Source organism: Streptomyces griseomycini, assembly GCF_014203535.1.
GTDB classification, from domain to species: Bacteria; Actinomycetota; Actinomycetes; order Streptomycetales; family Streptomycetaceae; genus Streptomyces; species Streptomyces griseomycini.
In genome coordinates this window covers 92623-117365 of the sequence record NZ_JACHJI010000014.1, presented here as the reverse complement: position 1 = coordinate 117365, position 24743 = coordinate 92623, and the positions used below count along the sequence as shown (strand labels likewise).

Below are 24743 nucleotides of genomic sequence, written 5' to 3'. Positions count from 1 at the left end.
GGCTGAGGTGGCGGGGGCGGCAGAGCTGTGCGGGCTGGTCGCCGGCCTGGTGATCGCGGTGGCGACCACACCCGTGGGGGTCTCGGGCGCGGTGTTCCTGCTGCCCGTCCAGCTGAGCGTGTTCGGCGTGCCCGGTCCGGCGGTCACCCCCACCAACCTGTTGTTCAACGTGGTGGCCGGGCCCGGTGCCCTGCTGCGCCACCACCGTGCGGGCCTGCTGGACAGCCCGCTGACCCGGCGTCTGGTGGCCGGCACCCTGCCCGGCGTGGCCGTCGGCGCGGTGGTGCGGGTCTTCGCCGTCCCCGGCCCCACCGCCTTCCGGCTGCTCGTCGCCGGTCTGCTGATGCCGCTGGGCCTGTGGCTGATCGCCCGCACCCTACGGCCCGCCCGTCCCGCGCCGGTGACGGATCCCTCGGCCTGCGGCATCACGGGCCTGGCCCTGGCCGTCGGCGTCGTCGGAGGCGTCTACGGGATCGGCGGCGGCTCCGTCCTCGGCCCCGTCCTGGTCGGCCGAGGCATGCCCGTGGGCCAGGTCGCCCCGGCGGCCCTGGCCTCCACCTTCGTCACTTCCGTGGCCGGTGCGGCGGCCTTCGCGCTGCTGTCCCTGACCGGCTCCGGTGACGTCGCCCCCGACTGGTCCCTGGGGCTGGCCTGCGGTTCGGGCGGGCTGATCGGCGGCTACCTCGGGGCGCACCTGCAGCGCCGTCTGCCCGAGACCGCCCTGCGCCTGCTGCTCGGCGCCCTGGCCGCGGTCTTCGGGGTGCTCTACGCCGTTCCGTCACTCCCGTCACCGCGATGACGCAACGGGCCCCGGCGCCGGATTCCGGAAGGAAGCCGGGCCGGCCGCACACTGCGCGAGTTGCCGTACGCATGACGTCACCCGACCATGGAGATCTCGTCCGGAGGCCGGCTCGTCCGGCCTCGCCGCCGGGGACGGAAGGGGTGCCGCACATGACCGGGTACTTCGAGAACGGCGTCGGCGAACTCGTCCCCGACGCGCTGTCCGGCTTCGCCCGCGCACACGCGGACCTCGTGGAGTACGACGCCGCCGACGGGTACGTCACCGCCCGGCACACCGCGCCGACCCGGCGGGTGGGCCTCCTCTCGGGCGGCGGTTCGGGGCACGAACCCCTGCACGCCGGGTACGTCGGCGCGGGCATGCTCGACGCCGCCTGTCCCGGCAGGATCTTCACCTCTCCGCACAACCGGCAGGTCTTCCGGGCCTCCCGCGCGGTGGCGGGGCCGGAAGGCGTGCTGCACATCGTCAAGAACTACACGGGGGACCGGATCAACTTCGGCATCGCCGCCGAGCGGCTCGCCGACGAGGGGATCGCCTGCGCGCGGGTCCTCGTCGACGACGACCTCGCCTCCGACTCCGAGGAGATCGCCGCCGGACGCCGCGGCACGGGCGCCACCGTGCTGGTGGAGAAGGTCCTGGGCGGCGCCGCGGACGCCGGAACGGGGCTCGACAAGCTGGTGGAGTTCGGCACCGCCGTGGCAGGCCGGTGCCGGACGCTCGCCGTCGCCTCCGCCGCCCACCACGCGCCGACCACGGGCGAACCGGCGTTCGCGCTGCCGTCCGGCGAACTGGAGTACGGCGTCGGGATCCACGGTGAACGCGCCGGCCGCACCCGGGGCCAGGGGCGCGTGGGTGCGCTGGTGGAGGAGATGACGGACGCGCTGCTGGACGATCTGCGCCCCGGATCCGGCGAGCCGGTCGTCGCCCTGGTCAACGGCCTGGGTTCGGTCACGTCGCTCGAGCTGTACGGCGTCTTCGGCGAGCTGTGCCGGGTCCTCGACGCCCGGCGGGTGCGGCTCGCCCGGCACCTCGTCGGCGACTACGTCACTGCGCTCGACATGCGGGGCTTCTCCCTCACCCTCATGGTCGCCGACCAGGTCGTGCTGGATTTCTACGACGCGCCGGTCCGCACCCCGGCGTTGCGCTGGTGAGCGGGCCGACGGGCCCGTTCCCGGCGGCCCGCGGCAGGAGCAGGAGGACGGCACCATGACGACCGACCCCGTGACGACCGATCCCGTGACGACCGATCCCGTGACGACCGATCCCGTGACGACCGACGTTTTCGACGGCGCGCGGACCCGCGACTGGACACGTCGCTTCGCCGACTCGGTGTACGCCACCGAGGCCGAACTGACCGCGCTCGACCAGCAGGCGGGGGACGGCGACTTCGGGACCAATCTCGCCGCCGGGGTCCGGGCCGCCGGGCTGCTGCTGGACCGGCGGGAGGCGCCGGCCGGCCCCGCGGAGACCCTGGGGATCATGGCCGACGCCTTCCTCGACGAGATCGGTGGCACCAGCGGGCCCCTGTTCGGTCTGCTGTTCCAGGCCTTGAGCAGGGCCGCCGGTTCCGGCCCCGGCCTGACGACGGCCGCGCTCGCCGAGGGATCCGCCCGCGGCCTGGCCGCCATCCGCCGGGTGGGGGACGCCTCCCCCGGGGACAAGACGCTGGTCGACGCGCTGGCCCCGGCCGCCGCGGCGTTGCGGGCGGCACAGGGCACGCCGACCGCGGCGGCCCTGGCAGCGGCGGCGGACGGTGCGTGGCGGGGGGTGCGGGACACCGCGTCCCTGACGGCGCGCAGGGGCCGGGCGAGCTACCTGGGGGAACGGGCCACGGGCATTCCGGACCCCGGGGCGGTGGGCGTCGCGCTGTTCTTCGACTCCGCCGCCGGAACCGTGCACTCCCTGGCGCCCCGTCTGTCCACCGGCTGACCGCCGGCCCGTCCACGCCGGACTCCCGTCCCCGCCCGCGTCCGGCCCGGCCGCTTTGGAGTCCGCGGCCCGCGCCGGTGAGCCCTCCGGCCGGAACCGTGACACGTTCCCGGAAGGCGTCACGGCCCGCGGGCTCGCGCCCCGGTCCCGCCGGTCCCGCGGGATCCGCCGACGGCGTCCGCTCGTGCGGGGCCCGGTGCGTCCTACGCGCCGGTCAGGCCCCGGGCCCACGACAGCAGTTCACCGTCGGCGAGGCTCGCGACCCACAGGTCGGCCTTCCCCGCCTCCGGGTCCGGCGGGCGCGGCCCGACGCCGAGGACGCGGAGGCCCGCCCTGCGGGCCGACTCCATGCCGGTGAGCGAGTCCTCCACCGCCAGGGCCTCCTCGGGCGGTACGCCGCAGAGGCGGGCCGCCACCCGGTAGACGTCGGGCTCCGGTTTCGGCCGCACGTCCCCGCCGGCGACCACGACGTGACCGAAGCAGCCGAGGAGTCCGGCCCGGTCGAGGCACGACTCCACCACCTCCCGAGGGCAGTTGCTCGCCACCGCGAGAGGGCGGTGGGGAGCGACCAGCCGGACCAGCGCGGCGGCTCCCGGCATGGTGACGGGGTCCTGCTCGACCAGCGCGGTGAAGGTGTCGAGGAGCGCGTCGGTCAGGTCGCCCACGAGGTCCGGTTTTCCGGTCTCCTCGGCCATGAGCGCGCCGCACTCGGTGTAGTGCATGCCCTTGGCGCGGTCGGCGAACCCGGTCGGTGGTTTGAGGCCGAATGCCCGGAAGGTGATGTTCCGGGCCTCCTGCCAGTGTCGTTCCGTGTCCATCAGGGTTCCGTCGCAGTCGAAGACGATGGCGGACGGGGACCAGGAGAGGATGCGATGAGTTGACATGTACCTGCCGTTCTCGATGGCTGCGCCGACCGGTTCGGTGCGCGGGCGCAGGCGGGTGACGGGATGCGGGTGATCCACTCGCGGAGGCGGGCGAAGGCGAGCGGGGACGGGCGATGTCGCACGGCCGCTGCGGCCACGGGGACGTGGCTGGGCGCGCCGTGGGCGCGCCGTGGCGGACGCGGGCCGCCGCTTTCGGCCGAGCCGAAAACATCGTGACCATTACGTTAATTTCGCCTCTCCGATGTCCGCAATCACCAATTCGGGTGTATGCGGAGGGGGCGGCTGAATTCTGTGCGCGGGGCGGGAGGGAAAGGCCACGGCTCCCGGAATGCGCTGGAAGGGCCTGGTGGGCGGGGACTCGGATCAGTCACCGCGCCGGTCGGGGGCGGAGTCGTCGCGCCGTCCGAAACGATTCTGCTCGGTGGGGCGGCACACGGGGCGCAGGCGCCCGCCCCCGCGCATGACCGAAGAATAATAAGATCTTCGCGCGCCGCGGCCGTGTCTCCGCGGGGAAGCGCCCGGACTTTCCCGCCGTGGCGTTGGCGCGTTCGACCGAAGGTGGAACAGGAATGCAGGACAGGGCGCGTGCGACCCGCAAAGCGCTGCTGGAATCGGCGGCACATCTGTTCGTCGAACGGGGGTATGCGGGAACGAGCGTCAACGACATAAGCGATCACTCGGGGAAAACCAGCGGGGCGATCTATTTCCACTACTCCAGCAAGGAGAAGCTGGCGCTGGCCGTGGTGCGCGAGCGGTTCGCCACCTGGCCGCAGCTCGCCGCCGCCTACGCCGCGCCCGGTGTCCCCCCGCTGGAGAAACTGGTCGGACTCAGCTTCCGCGTCGCGCAGTCCCTCAGCGAGGACGTCGTGGCGCGCGCCGGCGCACGGCTGTGGGCCGAACGCCACACCATCGAGGCCGTCGTACCCACGCCGTTCGACGCCTGGGCGGTGGCCGCCACCCGGCTCCTCACCCAGGCCCGCGCGAGGGGCGAACTCGCGGAAGGAGTCGGCCCGTCGGCCGCGGCCGTGACGCTCGTGAGCGCGTTCTTCGGGCTCTGCACCCTGACCGACGAGATGCCGGGCGGGCGGGGCTGGAGGGAGCGGCTGGAACAGTGGTGGACGCTGGTGCTGCGGTCCCTGCAGGCGGACCCGGACCCGGCCGCCCTGCTCGCCCGCGTGCGGGTGGGGGGCCCCGCGCGGCCGGGGGACGCGGCTCCGTTCCGTGCCTGACGGGGCACGTCCGCCCCGCGGACGTGTTCGCCGCCGGGCAAGTCGGAGAACCTTTCCGGGACATGGTGCCCCCTCCGGCGGCCGGTCCGGCCGGGGCTGACATCGTGAGGGCATGCGTCTGTACGAAGAACGACTCGGCGTGCCCCGGACGTGGTTCTGGCTCGCCGCCCTGCCGGGTGTGATGGCCGCAGCCGTCCTGCTGCCCTGGGGGCCCGCGGTCGCCGCCTGCGGACTGGCGGTGGTCGCCGCCCTCACCGCACTGGGGCTGCACGCCTACGGCGCCGCCCGCATCGTCGTGACGGGAGGCCACCTCACGGCGGGCCCGACCCGCCTCCCCCTCGCCTCCCTCGGGATGGCCGAGATCCTGGACGCCGAGGAGGCGCTCCTGTGGCGTACCCGGAGGGCGGACGCGAACGCGCTGATGCTGCTGCGCAGTTACGTCCCGACGGCCCTGCGCATCGAGATCGACGACCCGGAGTTCCCGGCGCCCTACCTCTACGTCTCCACCCGTCAACCCGCCACGCTCGTCGCCGTGCTGTCCTTCGCCCGCCGCTGACCGGACCGACCCGCGGTGGCGCCGCCGCCGATCCGTGCACGACGGTGTCCCCGGGCGGCCGGTGAACCGCGGGAGACGCTCCCGCCGCCGCACGCCCCGCCGCGATCGGCACCGACGAGGAAGAGGACCGAACCCCCGGTGTTCGCTCCGTCCGGTCCGGCGGGGCGGCGGACCGCGTCCGGTGCGCCGCCCCGGCCGCACGGGCGCGCACCGTGCCCGCGGACTGCTCCGTCGGCTTGCAGAACCATCAGTACCGCACAGAGTCCGACGGGATGATTGCTTCGTTTGTGTTCGAGTCCTAGGGTGTGCCTGGCCCAGTAGGTGCTCCGTCACCAGGAGTCACCCCACGCACCCGCAGCAACGCCCCTCGCCCTCAGTCCGTGCAGTGCCCTGTCGAACCGAGGAAGGCCACGGTCATGCCGCACCCGCACGTGTCCCCCGCCGACCGCCCAGCACAGCCCGCACGTCCCGCACACCCCGAACGGCCGGTCGTCAGCCGCCGCCGTCTGCTGGAGGGGGGAACGGCCCTCCTCGGCGCCCTCGCCCTCTCCGCCTCCCCGGCCGCGGCGCTGCCCGCCGCCCGGCGCGCCGCCGACGGCTCCCCGGAGTGGAACGGCCGCATCCCCGTCTTCCGGCTCGGCACCGAGCCCCCGCACACCACCCTCATGCCGTACGCGGACCTGAAGCAGGCGCTGGCCGCCGACCGCACCCGTTCGCCGTACCGGCTGAGTCTCGACGGCCGGTGGAAGTTCGCCCACGCAGACCGGCCCGACGACCGGGACCCCGACTTCCACCGCACCGACCTCGACGACGGTTCCTGGGACACCGTCCCGGTGCCGTCCGTCTGGCAGCTCCACGGCCACGACCGGCCGATCTACCTCAACATCACCTACCCCTACTGGGGCCCCAACGGCCGGGGCGAGGACCCGCAGCCGCCCGCCGCCCCGACCCGCTACAACCCGGTGGGCCAGTACCGGCGCACCTTCACCGTCCCCCGGAACTGGGCGGGCCGGCGGACCTTCCTGCACTTCGAGGGTGTCAAGTCCGCCCACTACGTGTGGATCAACGGCGAACTCGTGGGCTACCACGAGGACTCCTACACCCCCGCCGAGTACGACATCACCGAGCACCTGAAGCCCGGCACCAACCAGATCGCCGTGGAGGTCTACCGCTACTCCGACGGCGACTGGCTGGAGGACCAGGACATGATCCGGCTGAGCGGCATCTTCCGCTCGGTCTACCTGTACTCCACCCCGGCCGTGCACCTGCGCGACTTCAAGCTGGACACCCCGCTGAGCGACGGCCACACCGCCGCCGCGCTCGAGGTCACGGCCCAGGTACGGGCCTACGGCGGGGAGGGGGAGGGCCGGTACACCGTCGAGACCCAGCTCTACGACGCCCGCGGGCACGCCGTCTGGGCCCGGCCGCTGGAGCGGACCGCCGACCTCGGCTCCGTGCCGGCCGGCGAGGACGTGACCGTCGAGGCGTCGAGAGCCGTCCCCGAGCCGAAGCTGTGGTCGGCCGAACACCCCTACCTCTACACCGCCGTGCTCCGGCTCCGCGACCCGGCGGGCAGGGTCGTCGAGACCCTCTCGCACCGGGTCGGCCTGCGCGAGTTCGCGCTCCGGGACGGGCTGATGCGCATCAACGGCCGGCCCGTCTCCTTCCGCGGCACCAACCGGCACGAGATGCACCCGGCCCGCGGCACCGCGCTCACCCGCGAGGACATGATCGAGGACATCACGCTCATCAAGCGGCTGAACATGAACTCGGTCCGTACCTCGCACTACCCGAACAACCCGGTGTGGTACGAACTCGCCGACGAGTACGGCTTCTACCTCGTCGACGAGACCAACCTCGAGACGCACGGCATCCGTTCCGAGTACCCGGGCGACCACCCGGAGTGGACCGAGGCGTGCGTGGCCCGCGCGCAGAACATGGTCCACCGCGACAAGAACCACGCCTCGGTGGTCATCTGGTCACTGGGCAACGAGGCCGGCGGCGGCAGCACCTTCACCGCCATGCACGACTGGATCCGCTCCTACGACCCCACCCGCGTCATCCAGTACGAGGGCGACGACCGGCCGGGGATCAGCGACATCCGCTCCGAGATGTACGACACCCCGCAGCGCGTCGAGCAGCGGGCCGAGGACACCTCCGACACCCGGCCGTACGTGATGATCGAGTACGCCCACTCGATGGGGAACTCGACCGGCAACTTCTCCAAGTACTGGGATCTGATCCGCCGCTACGACGTCCTTCAGGGCGGCTGGATCTGGGACTTCGCCGACCAGTCGCTGGCCTGGCCCGTCCCGCGGCGCACCCTGCTGACCGAAGAGGGCCCCGCCGGGCTGCGCGGTGAGATCCTCGCCGCCTCCGGCACCTTCGAGCGCGGCGCGGGCCTGTCCGGCGGCACGGTCTTCGCCCGCGACGAGGGCCTGGACCTCACCGGCTCGCTGACCCTGGAGGCCTGGGTCACCCCGGACGTGACCGGCTACCACCAGCCGATCATCACCAAGGGCGACACCCAGTACGCGCTGAAGCAGAACGACCGGACCCTGGAGTTCTTCATCCACTCCGGCGGCCGGTGGATCACCGCCACCTGGACCGTGCCCGAGGACTGGACCGGCCGCGAGCACCACATCGCGGGCGTCTTCGACGCGGACGCCGGCACCCTCACCCTGTACGTCGACGGCGAGCAGCGGGCGACCCGCACCACCGACCGCCGGCCCGCCAACAACACGGCCTCCCTGGCCCTCGCCACCGACGCCGACAACCAGGTCCGCGAGTTCAGCGGCACCATCCGCCGGGCCCGCGTCTACGCCCGTGCCCTGACCGCCGGTGAACTGGGCGAGGACGGGCGCGGCCCCGGCGACGACGGCGTGCGGTTCTGGTTCGACGCGGCGACCGTGAAGGTGGAGAGGAAGCGGACGAGGGAGAGGACCTTCTTCGCGTACGGCGGCGACTGGGGCGACAACCCCAACGACGGCTGCTTCGTCGCCGACGGCGTCGTCCTCGCCGACCGCGGCCACACCGGCAAGGCCGCCGAGGTCAAGCGCGTCTACCAGGCGGTCGACGCAAGGCGGCGGTCCGGCGGCCCGGGGGCGGTCACCCTCGTCAACGAGTACCTGTTCACCAACCTCCGCGAGTTCGACGCCCACTGGGAACTCGTCGCCGACGGCAGGACCGTGGGGCGCGGGCGGCTCACCCGGGACCAGCTGGACGTGGAGCCGCTGTCCCGCAAGGACGTCACCGTGCCCGTACGGCTGCCGGACGATCCGGCGCCGGGCACCGAGTACTTCCTCGAACTGTCCTTCACCACCAAGGACGACACGCCCTGGGCGAAGGCGGGCTTCGAGGTCGCCCGGCAGCAGCTCGCCCTCGACACGGACGCCCCCGCCGTGACCCCGGTGCCCCTGGACCGGGTGCCGTCCCTGCGCCACCGGGACGGCGACGACGAGGTCGAGGTCGAGGGCCGGGGCTTCTCGGTCACCTTCGGCAAGCGCACGGGCACCATCACCTCGTACGAGGCCGGGGGCAGGCGGCTGATCACCTCAGGTCCCGTGCCCAACTTCTGGCGGGCGCCCACCGACAACGACCACGGCAACGGCCAGCACACCCGCAACCAGACCTGGCGCGACGCGGGCGCCCGGCGCGAGGTCACGGACGTCACCGTGCGGACCCTGGACGACCGGGCCGTCGAGATCAAGGTCAGCGGCACCCTGCCGACCACCGTGCAGTCGGCGTACACCACCACGTACACCGTGTTCGGCAACGGCGAGATCAAGGTCGACAACACCCTGCGGCCGGGCGCCGCGGACCTGCCGTACATCCCCGAGGTCGGGACGATGCTGTTCCTGCCGCGCGGCCTGGACCGGCTGCACTGGTACGGCCGCGGCCCCGAGGAGAACCACTGGGATCGCCACACCGGGACCGACGTGGGCCTCTACTCCGGGACCGTCGCCGAACAGTGGACGCCGTACATCCGGCCGCAGGAGAACGGCAACAAGACCGACGTCCGCTGGGCCGCCCTCACCGACCGCGACGGGGCCGGCCTGCTCGTCTCCGGCGAGCCGCTGCTGGAGGTCAACGCCTCCCGCTTCACGCCCGAGGACCTGTCCCGCGGGGTGCGCCACGACTACCAGCTCACCCCGCGCGACGAGGTCGTGCTGCGGGTGAACCACCGGCAGATGGGCGTGGGCGGCGACAACAGCTGGGGCGCCCACACCCACGACGAGTTCAAGCTGTTCGCCGACCGGACGTACTCCTACACCTACCGGCTGCGTCCGCTGGCGGACGTCCGCAGGGCGACGGAGCTCTCGCGGCGGCCCACCGCGGGGGAGTGACCCGGGAGGTCCGCGAGCGGCGCCGCCGGGGCCTCACCCGGCGGCGTCGCTGATCCCCAGCCGCAGGTGCTCCACGTGGTACACGGCCTGGTCGAGCAGCTCGGCGACATGGTGGTCGTGGAGCGCGTACACGACGCTGCGGCCCCGGCGTTCGCCCACCACCAGGCCCAGGTTGCGCAGCAGCCGCAGCTGGTGCGAGCAGGCCGACTGCTCCATGCCCACCTCCGCCGCCAACTCCGTGGCCGGCAGGGGCCCTTCGCGCAGCCGGGCGAGGATCAGCAGCCGGGAGGGCGTGGACAGGGCCTGGAGCGTGGTGGCGACCTTCGCGACGTTGTCCGCGTCCAGACGCACGCGCTCGGTGTCGTCCTGCGCGGGGATGACGGCTCCATGACCCATGCGGACATCCTACTCATCACACATGAACGAATGAATGACTCTTCATGTGTTCCTGTATGGTGGCCCCGTGTCCGTGACTCTCGCTCCCGCGTCCCCGTCGCCCGCCGGCATCGAGGCGGCCCGCCGACGCACCCGTGTCCTCGCCCTCCCCGAAGCCCGGTGGGCACTTGCCGCGCTCGTGGCCTTCCTGGCCGGACTCGCCGCGGATCTCGGCGGTGCGCCACCCTGGATCAGCGGGACCCTGTACGCCGTCGCCTACGCGTCCGGCGGTTGGGAACCGGCCCTCGAGGGGCTCCGCGCACTGCGCGAGAAGACCCTCGACGTCGACCTGCTGATGATCGTCGCGGCGCTGGGCGCCGCCGCGATCGGCCAGGTGCTCGACGGCGCCCTCCTCATCGTCATCTTCGCCACCTCCGGTGCCCTGGAGGCCCTGGCCACCGCCCGCACCGCCGACTCGGTGCGCGGCCTGCTGGACCTCGCACCCACCACCGCGACCCGCGTGACCGAGGGCGGCGAGGAGACCGTGTCCACCGCCGAACTCACCGTCGGCGACGTCCTGCTGGTCCGCCCGGGCGAGCGCATCGGCGCCGACGGCGCGGTCCTGGACGGCGTCGGCGAGGTCGACCAGGCCACCATCACCGGCGAGTCGCTGCCGGTCGTCAAGCGTCCCGGCGACGAGGTCTTCGCCGGCACCCTCAACGGCACCGGCGCCCTGCGCGTCCGGGTCGAGCGCGACCCGAAGGACTCGGTGATCGCCCGCATCGTCGCCCTGGTCGAGGAGGCCTCCCGCACCAAGGCGCCGACCCAGCTCTTCATCGAGAAGATCGAGCAGCGGTACGCGGTCGGCGTGGTCGTGGCCACCCTCGCCGTGTTCGGCGTTCCGCTCGCCTTCGGCGAGGACCTCACCGACGCCCTGCTGCGGGCGATGACCTTCATGATCGTCGCCTCGCCGTGCGCGGTCGTCCTCGCCACCATGCCGCCCCTGCTGTCCGCCATCGCCAACGCCGGCCGGCACGGCGTCCTGGTGAAGTCGGCCGTCGCGATGGAACGCCTCGGCGAGATCGACGCGACGGCCCTCGACAAGACCGGCACGCTCACCGAGGGCACCCCCGAGGTCACTGCGGTGCGCCCGCTGCCCGGCTCCGGCCTCGACGAGGACGCCCTCCTCGCCCTCGCGGCCTCGGCCGAGCACCCCAGCGAGCACCCGCTGGCCCGGGCCGTGGTGGCCGCGGCCCGCGCCCGCGACCTGCCCCTCGCCCCCGCCGCGGACTTCACCGCCCTGCCCGGCCGCGGCGTCACCGCCACGGTGGACGGACGCGTGGTGACGGTGGGGCGCGCGGAGCCGGCGGAAGCGGCGGGCGGCGCGACCGTCGTCCGGGTCACCCGCGACGGCACCCCCGTGGGCACCCTCGCCCTGACCGACCGCCTCCGCACCGGCGCCCCGGCCGCCACCGCCGCCCTGACGGCCCTCACCGGCACCGCGCCCGTCCTCCTCACCGGCGACAACGCCCACGCCGCCACCCGCGTGGCCGACGCGACCGGCCTCACCGACGTCCGCGCCGGCCTCCTGCCCGAGGACAAGGTGAACGCCGTACGCGACCTCCAGACGGCCGGCCGCAAGGTGCTGTTCGTCGGCGACGGCGTCAACGACGCGCCCGCCCTCGCCGCCGCCCACGCCGGTGTCGCCATGGGCCGCGCGGGCTCCGACCTGGCCCTGGAGACGGCGGACGCGGTCGTCGTGCGCGACGAGCTCGCGGCCGTCCCCGCGGTCGTACGGCTGTCCCGCACCGCCCGCCGGCTGGTGCTGCAGAACCTCGTCATCGCCGGCACGGCCATCACCGGCCTCGTCCTGTGGGACCTGATCGGCCACCTCCCGCTCCCGCTCGGCGTCGCCGGCCACGAGGGCTCGACGGTGCTGGTCGGCCTGAACGGGCTGCGGCTGCTGCGCGAGTCGGCGTGGCGATCCGGGCAGCCGCAGGACGCGCGGGGTTGATGTCGGATTCCCGCCGGACCGGGTGCGGTCCCGTGCCCGATCCTTGAGGCATGCAGAAGGGGATGCACACCGACACGGAGCGCTGCGTGCGCGCCGTGCGGTCCAAGGACGCGCGGTTCGACGGCTGGTTCTTCACCGCCGTCCTCACCACCGGCATCTACTGCCGGCCCAGTTGCCCGGTGGTGCCGCCGAAGCCGGAGAACATGGTCTTCCACCCGAGCGCGGCGGCCTGCCAGCAGGCCGGGTTCCGGGCCTGCAAGCGCTGCCGCCCCGACACCAGCCCCGGCTCGCCGGAGTGGAACCGGCGCGCCGACCTCGTGGCCCGCGCCATGCGGCTGATCGCCGACGGCGTCGTGGACCGCGAGGGCGTACCCGGCCTCGCGACCCGGCTCGGCTACAGCACCCGGCAGGTCGAACGCCAGCTGCTCGCCGAGCTGGGCGCGGGTCCCCTCGCACTCGCCCGCGCCCAGCGCGCCCAGACCGCGCGCCTGCTCGTCGAGACGACGGGGCTCCCCATGGCGCAGATCGCCTTCGCGGCCGGCTTCTCCTCCATCCGCACCTTCAACGACACGGTGCGCGAGGTCTTCGCGCTCTCCCCGAGCGACCTGCGCGCCCGCGCGCCGAAGAAGAACCCCCGCCCCACGCCCGGCGCGCTGTCGCTCCGCCTGCCGTTCCGCGCCCCGCTCAACCCCGACAACCTCTTCGGCCACCTCGCGGCGACCGCCGTACCCGGGGTGGAGGAATGGCGGGACGGCGCCTACCGGCGCACCCTGCGGCTGCCGTACGGGCACGGCATCGTGGCGCTGACCCCACGCCCCGACCACATCGCCTGCCGCCTCACCCTCAGCGACCTGCGCGACCTCCCCGTCGCCATCAGCCGCTGCCGCCGCCTGCTCGACCTGGACGCCGACCCGGTCGCGGTCGACGACCAGCTGCGCACGGACCCGGTCCTCGCGCCCCTGGTCGACAAGGCACCCGGCCGCCGCGTCCCGCGCACGGTCGACGAGGCGGAGTTCGCCGTACGGGCCGTCCTGGGCCAACAGGTCTCCACGGCCGCCGCCCGCACCCACGCGGCCCGCCTGGTCACCGCGCACGGCGAGTCCGTGGACGACCCCGAGGGCGGCCTCACCCACCTGTTCCCGTCCCCCGGGGCCCTGGCCGCCGTGGACCCCGAGACCCTGGCCATGCCCCGCACCCGCCGCGCCACCTTCACGACCCTCGTCCGCCGGCTGGCCGACGGCGACCTCCACCTGGGCGTCGAGAGCGACTGGCCCGAGGCCCGCGCGCGGCTCCTCGCCCTCCCCGGCTTCGGTCCCTGGACGGCCGACGTCATCGCCATGCGTGCCCTGGGCGACCCCGACGCCTTCCTCCCGACCGACCTCGGCGTCCGCCGCGCCGCCCGGGAACTGGGCCTGCCGTCCACCCCGGCCGCGCTCACCGCCCGTGCCGCGGCCTGGCGGCCCTGGCGGGCGTACGCGGTCCAGTACCTGTGGGCGACGGACAACCACCCGATCAACTTCCTGCCGGTGTGAGGAAACCCGTACGAGCACAGGGAGCCAGCCGATGAAACAGCACACCGTGACCGACAGCCCCTACGGCCCGCTGACGCTCGTCGCCGACGACGGCGTCCTGTGCGGCCTCTACATGACCGACCAGCGCCACCGCCCCCCGGAGGAGACCTTCGGCGACCGCGACGACACCCCCTTCGCCGAGGCGCGGGAACAACTGGAGGCCTACTTCGCGGGCGAGCTGAAGGAGTTCACCCTCGAGCTGCGCCTGCACGGCACCCCGTTCCAGCGCCGCGTCTGGGACCGGCTGACGCGCATCCCCTACGGCGAGACCCGCTCCTACGGCCAGCTCGCCGACGCCCTCGGCAACCCCAGGGCCTCCCGCGCGGTCGGCCTGGCCAACGGCCGCAACCCGATCGGCATCGTCGTCCCCTGCCACCGCGTCGTCGGCGCGACCGGCGGCCTCACCGGCTACGGCGGCGGCCTGGACCGCAAGCGGCGCCTGCTGGACTTCGAACGGGGCACGGCCCTGTTCTGAGACCGCCGGCCCGTGGGGCCCCGGGGCGGGTACGCGCCGGTCGTCCGGCCGGGTGCCGGGACCCCGCGGAGAGCGGGGTCAGGAGGCGCCCTCGGCGGCCAGCCGGCGCAGCAGCCCGGGCAGCGCCGTGCCGATCGGCTCGCGGACGACCTCGTCGGCGCGGTCGTCGTACGGGGTCGGCTCGGCGTTGACGACGATCAGCCGGGCGCCGTGGTCGGCGGCGACGCCCGCGAGCCCGGCGGCGGGGTGGACCTGGAGGCTGGTGCCGACGGCGACGAACACGGTGCAGGCCTTGCTGATCGCCAGCGCCTCGCCGAGCACCACGGGGTCCAGCCGCTCACCGAACATCACCGTCGCCGACTTGAGGATGCCGCCGCAGTCCCGGCACGGCGGGTCGTCCTCGCCGGCCTCGACGCGGGCGAGGGCGTCCTCCATCGGGCTGCGCGCGCTGCACCTCGTGCACACCACGCTCCGTGCCGTGCCGTGCAGTTCGATCACCTTGCGGGCCGGCATCCCGGCGAGCTGGTGCAGCCCGTCCACGTTCTGCGTGATCACCCGCACCGGCACGCCGGACCGCTCCAGCTCGGCCACGGCCCGGTGCGCGGCGTTCGGCTCGGCGGCGAGCGCGTGGTTCTCGCGCCGCATCCGCCAGGAGCGGCGGCGGATCTCCGGGTCGCCCATGTAGTACTCGTACGTCACGAGCTTCTCGGCCTCGGGGTCGCGGCGCCACAGTCCGTTCGGCCCGCGGTAGTCCGGGATGCCGGAGTCCGTGCTGACGCCGGCGCCGCTGAGGAGGGCGACGAGGGGCTTGCTCATGTGGCCGAGGGTAGGCCGCCGGGCCCCGGCCCGGCGAGCGGATATCGGCGGACGGGGCCGACGCGGGGTCAGTGCACCCGGTGGCCGTCCTCCAGCTCCGCGGTGCCCGAGCCGTCGGCGAGGACGTCCAGCGCGGCCAGCACCCGGCGGCCCAGGGAGTCCGGAAGGTACTCGGTCAGCTCCTCGCGCGGCACCAGCCGCCAGGACAGCAGCTCCGACTCCTGCAGCCGGATCGCCGCGAGGTCCTCCTCGCCGAGCACCCCGCCGTCGTACAGGTACGCCACCAGCGGAGGTCGCCCCGGCCCGCGCACCCAGTCCACCGCCAGCAGCCGGCCCGGCTCCCGGTCCAGCCCGATCTCCTCGGCCGTCTCGCGCCGGGCGCCCTCGCGCGGGCTCTCCCCGTCGTCCGACTCGATCGTGCCGCCGGGCAGCGCCCACCCCTCCCGGTAGTTCGGCTCGACGAGCAGCACCCGCCCCTCTCCGTCCCGGAGGAGCACGGCGGCCCCGGCGAGGACCCGGGGGAGGGAGGCGAGGTAGGCGGCGAAGTCCTGGGCGTCCTGGGTGGTGGTCATGCGGGAAGGGTAACGGCGGCGCCGGGCGCCGCCGGGGGGACGGAACCCGGCACCCAGGGCGCACGGCGGCACGCGCCGTCCCGTGACCGGCACCGGACGGCGCACACGCCGGGGGGCTCGGACCTCAGACCTCCGCCTGCGCCAGCCGCAGCGTCCGCTCCGCCAGCTCGCTGATCCGTACCCCGTCGAAGCCGAAGACCGCGCTGCGCACCGTGTCCGCCAGGGGGTCCTTCCACTGCCCCGGGATGGCCGGGGCGCCGCACAGGACGCCCGCCACCGAGCCCGCCGTCGCCCCGTTGGAGTCGGTGTCCAGGCCGCCGCGCACGGTCAGGGCGATGGTGCGGGTGAAGTCGCCGTCGCCGTACAGCAGCCCGGCGGTGAGGACGGCGGCGTTCGGGACCGTGTGGATCCAGCCGAGGCCCGCCGTCTCCCCGGTGAGCGTCGTGAGCGTGTCCTCCCAGGCCAGCCCGGTCTCGTGCAGGGAGGCCACCCGGCGCACGGTGCGGGCGAGGCGGCTGCTCGCCGGGATCACCGCCAGCGCCTCGTCCACCGCGTGGCGCACCGTGGGCGCCGTGAACGCCGCCGAGATCAGCGCCGCCGCCCACATCGCGCCGTACACGCCGTTCCCGGTGTGCGACAGCACCGCGTCCCGGCGGGCCAGCGAGGCGGCGCGGCGCGGGGCGCCCGGCGAGGTCCAGCCGTGGATGTCGGCCCGGATCAGGGCACCGATCCACTCCTGGTAGGGGTTGTCGTAGGTGGCCGTGAGCGGCGGCCTGAGGCCGTTCGCGAGGTTCCGGTACGCCGCCCGCTCCGCGGTGAAGGTCTGCAGGTACGGCAGCCGCAGCAGCCACAGGTCGCCCACCTGCTCGGTGCTGAAGCCGAAGCCGTGGGTCTCCAGCAGGTCCAGGCCGAGGATCGCGTAGTCGACGTCGTCGTCGCGGCAGCTGCCGCGGACGCGGCCCCGCACGCAGGCCCGCCACTCGGGGCGCAGCTCGAGGCCCTCGCTCTCGCTCAGCGGCTCGGGGAGGTAGTCGGTGAGGGGCAGGGCGTTCGCCCGCCGCAGGTAGCGGTCGATGCGCTCGCGCGTCCACACCTCGCCCTGCTCCACCGGCTTGCCGAGCATGTTGCCCGCGATCCGGCCGGTCCAGCCCCCGAGGATGCGGTCGGCCAGTCGCGACTCCGTGCCCACAGCGGTCATGGATCCGGTGTACCCGAATCCCGGCGCGACCGCGCGTCCCCGCACCGGGCGCACGGCCGTTCCACGGGCTGGGCGGGGCATGACGGCGACGGCGCCCGCCGGTTAAGGTCGCAGCGGCGCGACTGGCCTTGACACGCGCGAGGCCCGGAGAACGAGGGGAATGCAAGTGGCGGACGCTGCAGTGGGCGGCACTCGTACGACGCAGTCGGCACGGCGGGTGCTCGTCGCCGCGGACAAGTTCAAGGGGTCGCTGACGGCCGTGGAGGTCGCCGACCGGGTGTCGGCCGGGCTGCGCCGGATCGTACCGGGCCTGGTGGTCGAGGCGCTGCCGGTGGCCGACGGCGGTGACGGCACCGTGGCCGCGGCCGTCGCGGCCGGGTTCGAACGGCGGGAGGTGCGGGTCGCGGGCCCGCTCGGCGACGAGGTGACGGCGGCGTACGCGCTGCGCGGTGACACCGCCGTCGTGGAGATGGCGGAGGCCAGCGGGTTGCAACGGCTGCCGGACGGCGTCCTCGCGCCGCTCACGGCGTCCACGTACGGCTCCGGTGAGCTGCTGCGGGCCGCGCTGGACGCGGGCGCGCGCACCCTCGTCTTCGGGGTCGGCGGCAGCGCCACCACGGACGGCGGCGCGGGCATGCTGGCGGCGCTGGGCGCCCGGTTCCTGAAGGCCGACGGCGAGCCGGTGGCCCCGGGCGGCGGCGGGCTCGCCGAGCTGGCCTCGGCCGACCTGTCCGGTCTGGACCCGCGCCTCGGCGAGGTCGAGCTGATCCTCGCGAGCGACGTCGACAATCCGCTGACCGGCCCGAAGGGGGCCCCGGCGGTCTACGGCCCGCAGAAGGGCGCCTCCCCCCAGGACGTGGAGCGGCTGGACGCGGCCCTCACGCACTTCGCGAAGGTGCTGGAGGGGGCGGTCGGGCCGGTGGCCGCCGAGTACGCCGTCTCGTCGGGTGCGGGCGCGGCGGGCGGCATCGGCTACGGCGCGCTGCTGCTCGGGGCCGGTTTCCGGCCCGGGATCGCGGTCATGCTGGACGTGCTCGGCTTCGCGCCCGCGCTCGAGCGGGCCGATCTCGTCATCACCGGCGAGGGGTCCCTGGACCAGCAGACCCTGCACGGCAAGGCGCCGGCGGGCGTCGCCGCGGCCGCCCGGGCGGCGGGCAAGGAGGTCGTCGCGGTGTGCGGGCGGCTCGCCCTGCCGCCGGAGGAACTGGGGCGGGCGGGGATCCGGCGGGCGTACGCGCTGACGGACCTGGAGCCGGACGTGGCGAAGTGCATCGCTGACGCGGGGCCGATCCTGGAGCGTACGGCCGAGCGGATCGCGCGGGACTTCCTGGGCTGAGGCGGGAGGGGTCTTCGCCCTGCCGCCCTCTCCCTTCCCGTCCCCGGGGCTGCCGTCCCGGACCCCGCTCCCGGCCCCGAACGGGCGTGCTCCTCGACCGCCGGACGGGCCGGTCGGGCCCGACGGCGTCCTTTCAGCCGACCGGGCCGGGTGACGGGCGGGCGAGGCCCGCACCGGCACCGGGCACGCAGGCAAGCGAAGGGCCCGGACCCGATGTCGGGTCCGGGCCCTTCCGCCCGTTCGAGCACCGCTACGGCAACTGCGCCGCCCGCGCCTCACGGCGGTTGTCGCGGAAGTTGTTCACCCGGCGCGCCGTGGCGAACAGCGGGATCACCGCGCCCATCACCAGCTGCAGCGCGCAACCGGTCTGCAGCAGCAGCTGACCGCTCGGGGCGTCGAACGCCCAGGCCGCCAGCAGGCCCATGCTGAGCACGATCCAGGAGAGCATCGCCACCGCGAGGCGACCCCGCGGCTTGGGGTACTCCACCCGGCTCACCATCAGCCACGCCGTGCCCAGGATCGCCAGCAGCGTCGCCGCGAACGGGAGCTCCAGCAGCACGATCGAGACGACGGTCAGCGCGCCGAACGGCGACGGCATGCCCTGGAAGGTGCCGTCCTTCACCGTGACGCAGGAGAATCTCGCCAGCCTCAGCACCACCGCCAGCAGCACCACGATCGCCCCGACCGCGGCCACTCTCTGGTGCGCGTCGTCCGCGACCATGCCGTAGACGAGGACGAAGTACGCCGGCGCCAGGCCGAAGCTGATCAGGTCGGACAGGTTGTCCAGCTCCGCGCCCATCGGCGAGGAGCGCAGCTTGCGCGCCACCAGGCCGTCGAACAGGTCGAAGACCGCCGCGCACAGCATCAGGATGACGGCGGTGGCCGCGCTGTGGCGGGCCATCCCGGTCTCCTGGCTGCCCTGCAGGTGCGGGATCAGGATGCCGGTGGTGGTGAAGTACACCGCCATGAAGCCGCAGGTGGCGTTGCCGAGGGTGAGGGTGTCCGCTATCGACAGGCGGAGCGAGAGGGGCATCTCCTCCTCGTCGTCCGCCTCGTCGGCCTCGGGCACCCAGCCCGCCTGCGTGTCGGGATCAACCACGGTCAATGCGAGTCACCCCAGCCACGGTCTTCTGACCGACCTCGACGGCGACCTCCACGCCCTCGGGCAGGTAGAGGTCGACGCGCGAGCCGAACCGGATGAGACCGATCCGCTCGCCCTGCTCGACCTTGGTGCCCTGGGGCACGTAGGGGACGATGCGGCGGGCCACCGCACCGGCGATCTGGATCATCTCGATGTCGCCGAGTTCGGTGTCGAAGTGCCACACGACGCGCTCGTTGTTCTCGCTCTCCTTGTTGAAGGCGGGAACGAAGCCACCGGGGACGTGCTCGACCGACGTCACCGTGCCGGACAGCGGGGCCCGGTTCACGTGGACGTTGAGCGGGCTCATGAAGATCGCGACGCGGGTGCGGCCGTCCTTCCACGGCATGATGCTCTGCACCACACCGTCGGCGGGCGAGATGACCCGGCCCTGGGCGATCTCGCGCTCGGGGTCGCGGAAGAACCACAGCATCCCCGCCGCCAGGGCGGTGGCGGGGACGGCGACGGCCTTGGCGGCACCCGAGCGGCGGGCGCGCAGAAGGCTGACGGCTGCGGTGGCGACGGTCGGCAGGAGCCACGGCGATGCCCCGCGCGCGAGGCGTACGCCGGCGAGGCTGTCGCGAGGTGCAGAGGTTTGGCTGTGGGGCATGGATGACCTTCGTAGCGGATGATGCCGCGCACTTGCGGGGGACGGCGGCTTTCCGGCGATCGTAGCGGCTCTCGGCCGCAACTGGGTAAGCCAGGCAGCCGAGTCGATGACCGAAGAGTGCATACGGGGTGTGATCCTCTTCTCCAAGAAAACACCCCGTATCCGGACAAGTCAGCCCTGGAATCGATACTCTTCGAGCAGTCGCCGACCGATGATCATTTTCTGGATCTCGGCGGTGCCTTCACCGATCAGCAGCATCGGGGCCTCCCGGTAGAGGCGCTCGATCTCGTACTCCTTGGAGAAGCCGTAGCCGCCGTGGATCCGGAAGGCGTCCTCCACGACCTCCTTGCAGTATTCGGAGGCGAGGTACTTCGCCATCCCTGCTTCGAGGTCGTTTCGCTCCCCGGAGTCCTTTTTGCGTGCTGCGTTCACCATCATCGCATGCGCGGCCTCCACCTTGGTAGCCATCTCGGCGAGCTTGAACTGGATGGCCTGGTGCTGGGCGATCGGCCTGCCGAAAGTGTGACGCTGCTGGGCGTACCGGACGCCGAGCTCGAAGGCACGCTGGGCGACACCGCAGCCACGCGCCGCCACGTTGACCCGGCCGACCTCGACACCGTCCATCATTTGGTAAAAACCTCGGCCGGTGACCCCGCCGAGCACCCGGTCGGCGGGAACGCGCAGGCCGTCCATGATGAGCTCGGTGGTGTCGACGCCCTTGTAGCCCATCTTGTCGATCTTGCCGGGGATCGTGAGGCCGGGGCGGACCTCGCCGAAGCCCGGCTCCTTCTCCACCAGGAACGTCGTCATCGACTTGTGCGGGGCGGTGCCCTCGGGGTGACCCTCGTCACTCCTGACCAGGACGGCCACCAGGGACGACGTGCCGCCGTTCGTCAGCCACATCTTCTGGCCGGTCAGGACGTACTCGTCGCCGTCCCGCACCGCCTTGGACGTGATCGCCGACACGTCGGAGCCCAGGCCCGGCTCCGACATCGAGAAGGCGCCGCGGACGTCGCCGGCCGCCATACGGGGCAGGAAGTGGTCCTTCTGCTCCTGCGTGCCGTGCTGCTTGAGCATGTACGCCACGATGAAGTGGGTGTTGATGATGCCGGACACCGACATCCACCCGCGGGCGATCTCCTCCACGCACAGCGCGTAGGTGAGCAACGACTCGCCCAGGCCCCCGTACTCCTCGGGGATCATCAGACCGAACAGGCCGAGTTCCCTCAGCCCGTCGACGATCTGCTGCGGGTACTCGTCGCGGTGCTCCAGCTCGGTCGCGACCGGGATGATCTCCTTGTCCACGAAGTCGCGGACGGTGGAGAGGATCTCCTGCTGGACGTCGGTCAGACCGGCGGTCTGGGCGAGACGGGCCATCGCTTACTTCCCCTGTTCCTTCAGCTCGGGGCGGCCCGGCTGCTCGCCGCCGCGCTCCTTGATGTACGTCTCGGTCGGCACCATCACCTTGCGGCGGAACACGCAGACCAGGGTGCCGTCCTGCTTGTAGCCCTTGGTCTCGACGTGCACGATGCCGCGGTCGTTCTTCGACTTCGACGGCCACTTGTCGAGCACGGTCGTCTCGCCGTAGATCGTGTCGCCGTGGAAGGTCGGCGCCACGTGCTTGAGCGACTCGATCTCCAGGTTCGCGATCGCCTTGCCGGAGATGTCCGGCACGCTCATGCCGAGCAGCAGCGAGTAGACGTAGTTCCCGACGACGACGTTCCTGCCGAAGTCCGTCGTCCTCTCCGCATAGTTCGTGTCCATGTGGAGCGGGTGGTGGTTCATGGTGAGGAGGCAGAACAGGTGGTCGTCGTACTCGGTGACCGTCTTGCCCGGCCAGTGCTTGTACGTCGCCCCGACCTCGAACTCCTCGTAGGTCCGTCCGAACTGCATCGCGCTCAGCCCTCCGGGATCTCGAACTTGCTGGTGCGCTGCATGCCGGCGGCGCGTCCCTTGCCGGAGATGACCAGGGCCATCTTGCGGCTGGCCTCGTCGATCATCTCGTCGCCGAGCATCGCCGAGCCCTTCTTGCCGCCCGCCTCGGACGTGTAGTAGTCGTACGCGTCCAGGATCAGCTCGGCGTGGTCGTAGTCCTCCTGCGAGGGGGAGAACACCTCGTTGGCGGCGTCGACCTGACCGGGGTGCAGCACCCACTTGCCGTCGAAACCGAGCGCGGCGGCGCGGCCGGCCACCTCGCGGAAGCCGTCGACGTTGCGGATCTGCAGGTAGGGGCCGTCGATCGCCTGGAGGTCGTTGGCGCGGGCGGCCATCAGGATCTTCATCAGGATGTAGTGGTAGGCGTCCGCCGGGTAGCCGGGCGGCTGCTCGCCGACCACCAGCGACTTCATGTTGATGGACGCCATGAAGTCGGCCGGGCCGAAGATGATGGTCTCGATGCGCGGGGAGGCCTGGGCGATCTCGTTGACGTTGTTCAGGCCCTGCGCGTTCTCGATCTGCGCCTCGATGCCGATCCGGCCGACCTCGAAGCCCATCGTCTTCTCGATCTGGGTCAGCAGCAGGTCCAGGGCGACGACCTGCTGGGCGTTCTGCACCTTCGGCAGCATGATGCAGTCGAGGTTCTGGCCGGCGCCCTCGACGACCGTGACGACGTCGCGGTACGTCCACTCGGTGGTCCAGTCGTTGACGCGCACGACGCGGGTCTTGCCGGTCCAGTCGCCCTCGTTGAGGAACTTGACGATGGTGTGCCGCGCCTCGGGCTTGGCGAGCGGCGCGCACGCGTCCTCCAGGTCCAGGAAGACCTGGTCAGCCGGGAGGCCCTGGGCCTTCTCCAGGAAGCGCGGGTTCGAGCCCGGCACCGCCAGGCAGGAACGCCGGGGGCGAAGGCGGTTGACCGTCATGCGGGGACCTCCAGGGGGTCGAGCTTGTTCGCTGTGCGGATCTCGTCGACGATGCGGCCGATGATCCCGGTGATGTCGAAGTCCTTCGGGGTGAAGACCGCGGCCACTCCGGCGGCCCGCAGCTGTTCGGCGTCACCGTTCGGGATGATGCCACCGGCGATCACCGGTATATCTGTGGCACCGGCCACACGGAGCCGTTCGAGTACGTCCGGCACCAGCTGGGCGTGCGAGCCGGAGAGGATGGACAGGCCCACCGCGTGCACGTCCTCCGCGAGGGCGGCGTCCACGATCTGCTCCGGGGTGAGCCGGATGCCCTGGTAGACCACCTCGAACCCGGCGTCGCGGGCCCGCACGGCGATCTGCTCGGCGCCGTTGGAGTGGCCGTCCAGGCCCGGCTTGCCGACCAGGAAGCGCAGTTTGCCGACGCCCAGGTCCCTGGCCGTCAGGTCCACCTTGCGGCGCACCTCGGACAGGGCCGAGCCCTCCTCGGCGGCCACCGCCACCGGGGCGGAGGAGACACCGGTCGGTGCCCGGAACTCGCCGAACACCTCGCGCAGCGCCCCGGCCCACTCGCCGGTCGTGACCCCGGCGCGGGCGCACTCCAGGGTGGCCTCCATGAGGTTGTCGGTGCCGCGCGCGGCCTCCTTCAGCTTCTCCAGCGCCTTGCAGGGGCGCGGGTGGTTGAAGGGCGGCTGGTAGCGGGTGTCCCGCCAGTTCTGCAGCGCCGCGACGACACGGGCCTCGACCGCCGGGTCGACCGTCTGGATCGCGGTGTCCAGGTCGGCGGTGAGCGGGTTGGGCTCGGTGCCCTCGAAGATGTTGACGCCGACGATCTTCTCCCGGCCGGACTCGATCCGCGCCCGGCGTTCGGCGTGCGAGGAGACCAGCTGCGACTTGAGGTAGCCGGACTCGACGGCGGCCATCGCGCCGCCCATCTCCTCGATCCGTCCCATCTCCGCGAGCGCGTCCCGGACCAGCTGCTCCACCTTCGCCTCGACCACCTTCGAGCCCTCGAAGATGTCGTCGTACTCCAGCAGATCGCTCTCGTAGGCGAGCACCTGCTGGATGCGCAGCGACCACTGCTGGTCCCAGGGGCGGGGCAGGCCCAGGGCCTCGTTCCAGGCCGGCAGCTGCACGGCGCGCGCGCGTGCGTCCTTGGAGAGGGTGACGGCCAGCATCTCGAGGACGATCCGCTGGACGTTGTTCTCCGGCTGCGCCTCGGTCAGACCGAGGGAGTTGACCTGGACGCCGTAGCGGAAGCGGCGGTGCTTGGGGTTCTCGATGCCGTACCGCTCGCGGGTGACCTGGTCCCAGATGCGGCCGAACGCCCGCATCTTGCACATCTCCTCGACGAACCGGACGCCCGCGTTGACGAAGAAGGAGATGCGGCCGACCACGTCGCCCATGCGCTCCTGCGGCACCTGGCCGCTGTCGCGCACGGCGTCGAGCACGGCGATGGCGGTGGACATCGCGTACGCGATCTCCTGCACCGGCGTGGCCCCGGCCTCCTGCAGGTGGTAGCTGCAGATGTTGATCGGGTTCCACTTCGGGATGTGGGAGACCGTGTACGCGATCATGTCCGTCGTGAGGCGGAGCGACGGCCCCGGCGGGAAGACGTGGGTCCCCCGGGACAGGTACTCCTTCACGATGTCGTTCTGGGTCGTCCCCTGGAGCTTGGTGATGTCCGCGCCCTGCTCCTCCGCGACGACCTGGTAGAGCGCCAGCAGCCACATGGCGGTGGCGTTGATCGTCATCGAGGTGTTCATCTGCTCCAGGGGGATGTCCTGGAACAGCCGGCGCATGTCACCGAGGTGCGAGACCGGCACCCCGACCCGGCCGACCTCGCCGCGGGCGAGGACGTGGTCGGGGTCGTAGCCGGTCTGCGTCGGCAGGTCGAACGCGACCGACAGACCGGTCTGGCCCTTGGCGAGGTTGCGCCGGTACAGCTCGTTGGACGCCTCGGCCGTGGAGTGACCGGCGTACGTGCGCATGAGCCACGGCCGGTCCTTCTGACGCTCAGTCATCTGTGACCTCCGG

General features: G+C 72.9%; 21 protein-coding genes. 10 read left to right on the top strand and 11 right to left on the bottom strand.

The window, feature by feature from the left end; genetic code table 11:
• The first annotated feature begins 7 nt into the window (after positions 1–7).
• From FHS37_RS30740 to dhaL, 3 genes are all read left to right on the top strand, one after another.
• Positions 8–799: a sulfite exporter TauE/SafE family protein gene (locus tag FHS37_RS30740; protein WP_184827248.1), complete on the top strand. Its 792-nt coding sequence runs from the start codon at positions 8–10 to the stop codon at positions 797–799.
• A 152-nt stretch (positions 800–951) separates the two neighbouring features.
• Positions 952–1950: a dihydroxyacetone kinase subunit DhaK gene (locus FHS37_RS30735; protein WP_184827246.1), complete on the top strand. Its 999-nt coding sequence runs from the start codon at positions 952–954 to the stop codon at positions 1948–1950.
• 115 nt (positions 1951–2065) lie between these two features.
• On the top strand, positions 2066–2728 hold the full coding sequence (gene dhaL / locus FHS37_RS30730) for a dihydroxyacetone kinase subunit DhaL (RefSeq protein WP_229890042.1): 663 nt from the start codon (positions 2066–2068) through the stop codon (positions 2726–2728).
• A 203-nt stretch (positions 2729–2931) separates the two neighbouring features.
• Here dhaL and FHS37_RS30725 read toward each other — a convergent pair whose 3' ends face one another.
• Entirely contained in the window at positions 2932–3612 is a 681-nt protein-coding gene (locus tag FHS37_RS30725; RefSeq protein ID WP_184827242.1) for an HAD family hydrolase, read from the bottom strand.
• Positions 3613–4181: 569 nt separating this feature from the next.
• On the opposite strand from FHS37_RS30725, the gene FHS37_RS30720 reads away from it, so the two are divergent.
• The 3 genes from FHS37_RS30720 (at position 4182) to FHS37_RS30710 (ending at position 9743) form a co-directional block, all read left to right on the top strand.
• A complete protein-coding gene (locus FHS37_RS30720) occupies positions 4182–4841 on the top strand; it encodes a ScbR family autoregulator-binding transcription factor (RefSeq protein WP_184827240.1) in 660 nt (219 codons plus the stop codon).
• A 112-nt stretch (positions 4842–4953) separates the two neighbouring features.
• Positions 4954–5397: a DUF3093 domain-containing protein gene (locus FHS37_RS30715; protein ID WP_184827238.1), complete on the top strand. Its 444-nt coding sequence runs from the start codon at positions 4954–4956 to the stop codon at positions 5395–5397.
• Positions 5398–5813: 416 nt separating this feature from the next.
• A complete protein-coding gene (locus FHS37_RS30710; protein ID WP_184827236.1) occupies positions 5814–9743 on the top strand; it encodes a glycoside hydrolase family 2 TIM barrel-domain containing protein in 3930 nt (1309 codons plus the stop codon).
• A 33-nt stretch (positions 9744–9776) separates the two neighbouring features.
• On the opposite strand, the gene FHS37_RS30705 is transcribed toward FHS37_RS30710, so the two are convergent.
• Positions 9777–10139: an ArsR/SmtB family transcription factor gene (locus FHS37_RS30705; RefSeq protein ID WP_184827234.1), complete on the bottom strand. Its 363-nt coding sequence runs from the start codon at positions 10137–10139 to the stop codon at positions 9777–9779.
• 34 nt (positions 10140–10173) lie between these two features.
• Between FHS37_RS30705 and FHS37_RS30700 the strand changes: the two genes are divergently transcribed.
• From FHS37_RS30700 to FHS37_RS30690, 3 genes are all read left to right on the top strand, one after another.
• On the top strand, positions 10174–12132 hold the full coding sequence (locus FHS37_RS30700; protein WP_184827232.1) for a heavy metal translocating P-type ATPase: 1959 nt from the start codon (positions 10174–10176) through the stop codon (positions 12130–12132).
• Between the two features lie 62 nt (positions 12133–12194).
• Complete coding sequence (locus FHS37_RS30695) at positions 12195–13664, top strand: DNA-3-methyladenine glycosylase 2 family protein (protein ID WP_184827381.1); 1470 nt, start codon at positions 12195–12197, stop codon at positions 13662–13664.
• Between the two features lie 31 nt (positions 13665–13695).
• Positions 13696–14178 carry a methylated-DNA--[protein]-cysteine S-methyltransferase gene (locus tag FHS37_RS30690; protein WP_184827230.1) on the top strand — a complete coding sequence of 161 codons (483 nt, stop codon included), beginning with the start codon at positions 13696–13698 and terminating at the stop codon, positions 14176–14178.
• 78 nt (positions 14179–14256) lie between these two features.
• On the opposite strand, the gene FHS37_RS30685 is transcribed toward FHS37_RS30690, so the two are convergent.
• From FHS37_RS30685 to FHS37_RS30675, 3 genes are all read right to left on the bottom strand, one after another.
• On the bottom strand, positions 14257–14994 hold the full coding sequence (locus FHS37_RS30685) for an SIR2 family NAD-dependent protein deacylase (RefSeq protein ID WP_184827228.1): 738 nt from the start codon (positions 14992–14994) through the stop codon (positions 14257–14259).
• Positions 14995–15062: 68 nt separating this feature from the next.
• Positions 15063–15566: an NUDIX domain-containing protein gene (locus FHS37_RS30680; protein WP_184827226.1), complete on the bottom strand. Its 504-nt coding sequence runs from the start codon at positions 15564–15566 to the stop codon at positions 15063–15065.
• 124 nt (positions 15567–15690) lie between these two features.
• On the bottom strand, positions 15691–16764 hold the full coding sequence (locus FHS37_RS30675) for an ADP-ribosylglycohydrolase family protein (RefSeq protein WP_184827224.1): 1074 nt from the start codon (positions 16762–16764) through the stop codon (positions 15691–15693).
• A gap of 160 nt (positions 16765–16924) precedes the next feature.
• Here FHS37_RS30675 and FHS37_RS30670 point away from each other — a divergent pair, with 160 nt between their 5' ends.
• Positions 16925–18100, top strand: a complete 1176-nt coding sequence (locus tag FHS37_RS30670) for a glycerate kinase (protein ID WP_184827222.1) — start codon at positions 16925–16927, stop codon at positions 18098–18100.
• Positions 18101–18350: 250 nt separating this feature from the next.
• Here FHS37_RS30670 and pssA read toward each other — a convergent pair whose 3' ends face one another.
• The 6 genes from pssA to FHS37_RS30640 form a co-directional block, all read right to left on the bottom strand.
• Complete coding sequence (gene pssA, locus FHS37_RS30665; protein ID WP_184827379.1) at positions 18351–19169, bottom strand: CDP-diacylglycerol--serine O-phosphatidyltransferase; 819 nt, start codon at positions 19167–19169, stop codon at positions 18351–18353.
• Positions 19170–19191: 22 nt separating this feature from the next.
• Positions 19192–19848 carry a phosphatidylserine decarboxylase gene (locus FHS37_RS30660; RefSeq protein ID WP_184827220.1) on the bottom strand — a complete coding sequence of 219 codons (657 nt, stop codon included), beginning with the start codon at positions 19846–19848 and terminating at the stop codon, positions 19192–19194.
• A 171-nt stretch (positions 19849–20019) separates the two neighbouring features.
• A complete protein-coding gene (locus FHS37_RS30655; protein ID WP_184827218.1) occupies positions 20020–21225 on the bottom strand; it encodes an acyl-CoA dehydrogenase family protein in 1206 nt (401 codons plus the stop codon).
• A gap of 3 nt (positions 21226–21228) precedes the next feature.
• Positions 21229–21741 (bottom strand): MaoC family dehydratase, encoded by a 513-nt coding sequence (locus tag FHS37_RS30650; RefSeq protein ID WP_184827216.1) that lies wholly within the window; start codon positions 21739–21741, stop codon positions 21229–21231.
• A 5-nt stretch (positions 21742–21746) separates the two neighbouring features.
• Complete coding sequence (locus FHS37_RS30645) at positions 21747–22706, bottom strand: HpcH/HpaI aldolase/citrate lyase family protein (protein ID WP_184827214.1); 960 nt, start codon at positions 22704–22706, stop codon at positions 21747–21749.
• A complete protein-coding gene (locus FHS37_RS30640; RefSeq protein ID WP_184827211.1) occupies positions 22703–24730 on the bottom strand; it encodes an ethylmalonyl-CoA mutase in 2028 nt (675 codons plus the stop codon). The genes FHS37_RS30645 and FHS37_RS30640 overlap by 4 nt, the downstream gene beginning before the upstream one ends.
• Positions 24731–24743: the final 13 nt, after the last annotated feature.

What these genes read in the sequence shown, in the direction of transcription:
- FHS37_RS30680 (WP_184827226.1), bottom strand. Translation starts at nt 15,566, where the DNA reads ATGACCACCACCCAGGACGCCCAGGACTTCGCCGCCTACCTCGCCTCC.
- FHS37_RS30735 (WP_184827246.1), top strand. Translation starts at nt 952, where the DNA reads ATGACCGGGTACTTCGAGAACGGCGTCGGCGAACTCGTCCCCGACGCG.
- FHS37_RS30670 (WP_184827222.1), top strand. Translation starts at nt 16,925, where the DNA reads ATGCAAGTGGCGGACGCTGCAGTGGGCGGCACTCGTACGACGCAGTCG.
- FHS37_RS30725 (WP_184827242.1), bottom strand. Translation starts at nt 3,612, where the DNA reads ATGTCAACTCATCGCATCCTCTCCTGGTCCCCGTCCGCCATCGTCTTC.
- FHS37_RS30640 (WP_184827211.1), bottom strand. Translation starts at nt 24,730, where the DNA reads ATGACTGAGCGTCAGAAGGACCGGCCGTGGCTCATGCGCACGTACGCC.
- FHS37_RS30675 (WP_184827224.1), bottom strand. Translation starts at nt 16,764, where the DNA reads ATGACCGCTGTGGGCACGGAGTCGCGACTGGCCGACCGCATCCTCGGG.
- FHS37_RS30700 (WP_184827232.1), top strand. Translation starts at nt 10,174, where the DNA reads ATGACTCTTCATGTGTTCCTGTATGGTGGCCCCGTGTCCGTGACTCTC.
- FHS37_RS30705 (WP_184827234.1), bottom strand. Translation starts at nt 10,139, where the DNA reads ATGGGTCATGGAGCCGTCATCCCCGCGCAGGACGACACCGAGCGCGTG.
- FHS37_RS30695 (WP_184827381.1), top strand. Translation starts at nt 12,195, where the DNA reads ATGCACACCGACACGGAGCGCTGCGTGCGCGCCGTGCGGTCCAAGGAC.
- FHS37_RS30715 (WP_184827238.1), top strand. Translation starts at nt 4,954, where the DNA reads ATGCGTCTGTACGAAGAACGACTCGGCGTGCCCCGGACGTGGTTCTGG.
- FHS37_RS30650 (WP_184827216.1), bottom strand. Translation starts at nt 21,741, where the DNA reads ATGCAGTTCGGACGGACCTACGAGGAGTTCGAGGTCGGGGCGACGTAC.
- FHS37_RS30655 (WP_184827218.1), bottom strand. Translation starts at nt 21,225, where the DNA reads ATGGCCCGTCTCGCCCAGACCGCCGGTCTGACCGACGTCCAGCAGGAG.
- FHS37_RS30685 (WP_184827228.1), bottom strand. Translation starts at nt 14,994, where the DNA reads ATGAGCAAGCCCCTCGTCGCCCTCCTCAGCGGCGCCGGCGTCAGCACG.
- FHS37_RS30710 (WP_184827236.1), top strand. Translation starts at nt 5,814, where the DNA reads ATGCCGCACCCGCACGTGTCCCCCGCCGACCGCCCAGCACAGCCCGCA.
- FHS37_RS30720 (WP_184827240.1), top strand. Translation starts at nt 4,182, where the DNA reads ATGCAGGACAGGGCGCGTGCGACCCGCAAAGCGCTGCTGGAATCGGCG.
- FHS37_RS30645 (WP_184827214.1), bottom strand. Translation starts at nt 22,706, where the DNA reads ATGACGGTCAACCGCCTTCGCCCCCGGCGTTCCTGCCTGGCGGTGCCG.
- FHS37_RS30660 (WP_184827220.1), bottom strand. Translation starts at nt 19,848, where the DNA reads ATGCCCCACAGCCAAACCTCTGCACCTCGCGACAGCCTCGCCGGCGTA.
- FHS37_RS30690 (WP_184827230.1), top strand. Translation starts at nt 13,696, where the DNA reads ATGAAACAGCACACCGTGACCGACAGCCCCTACGGCCCGCTGACGCTC.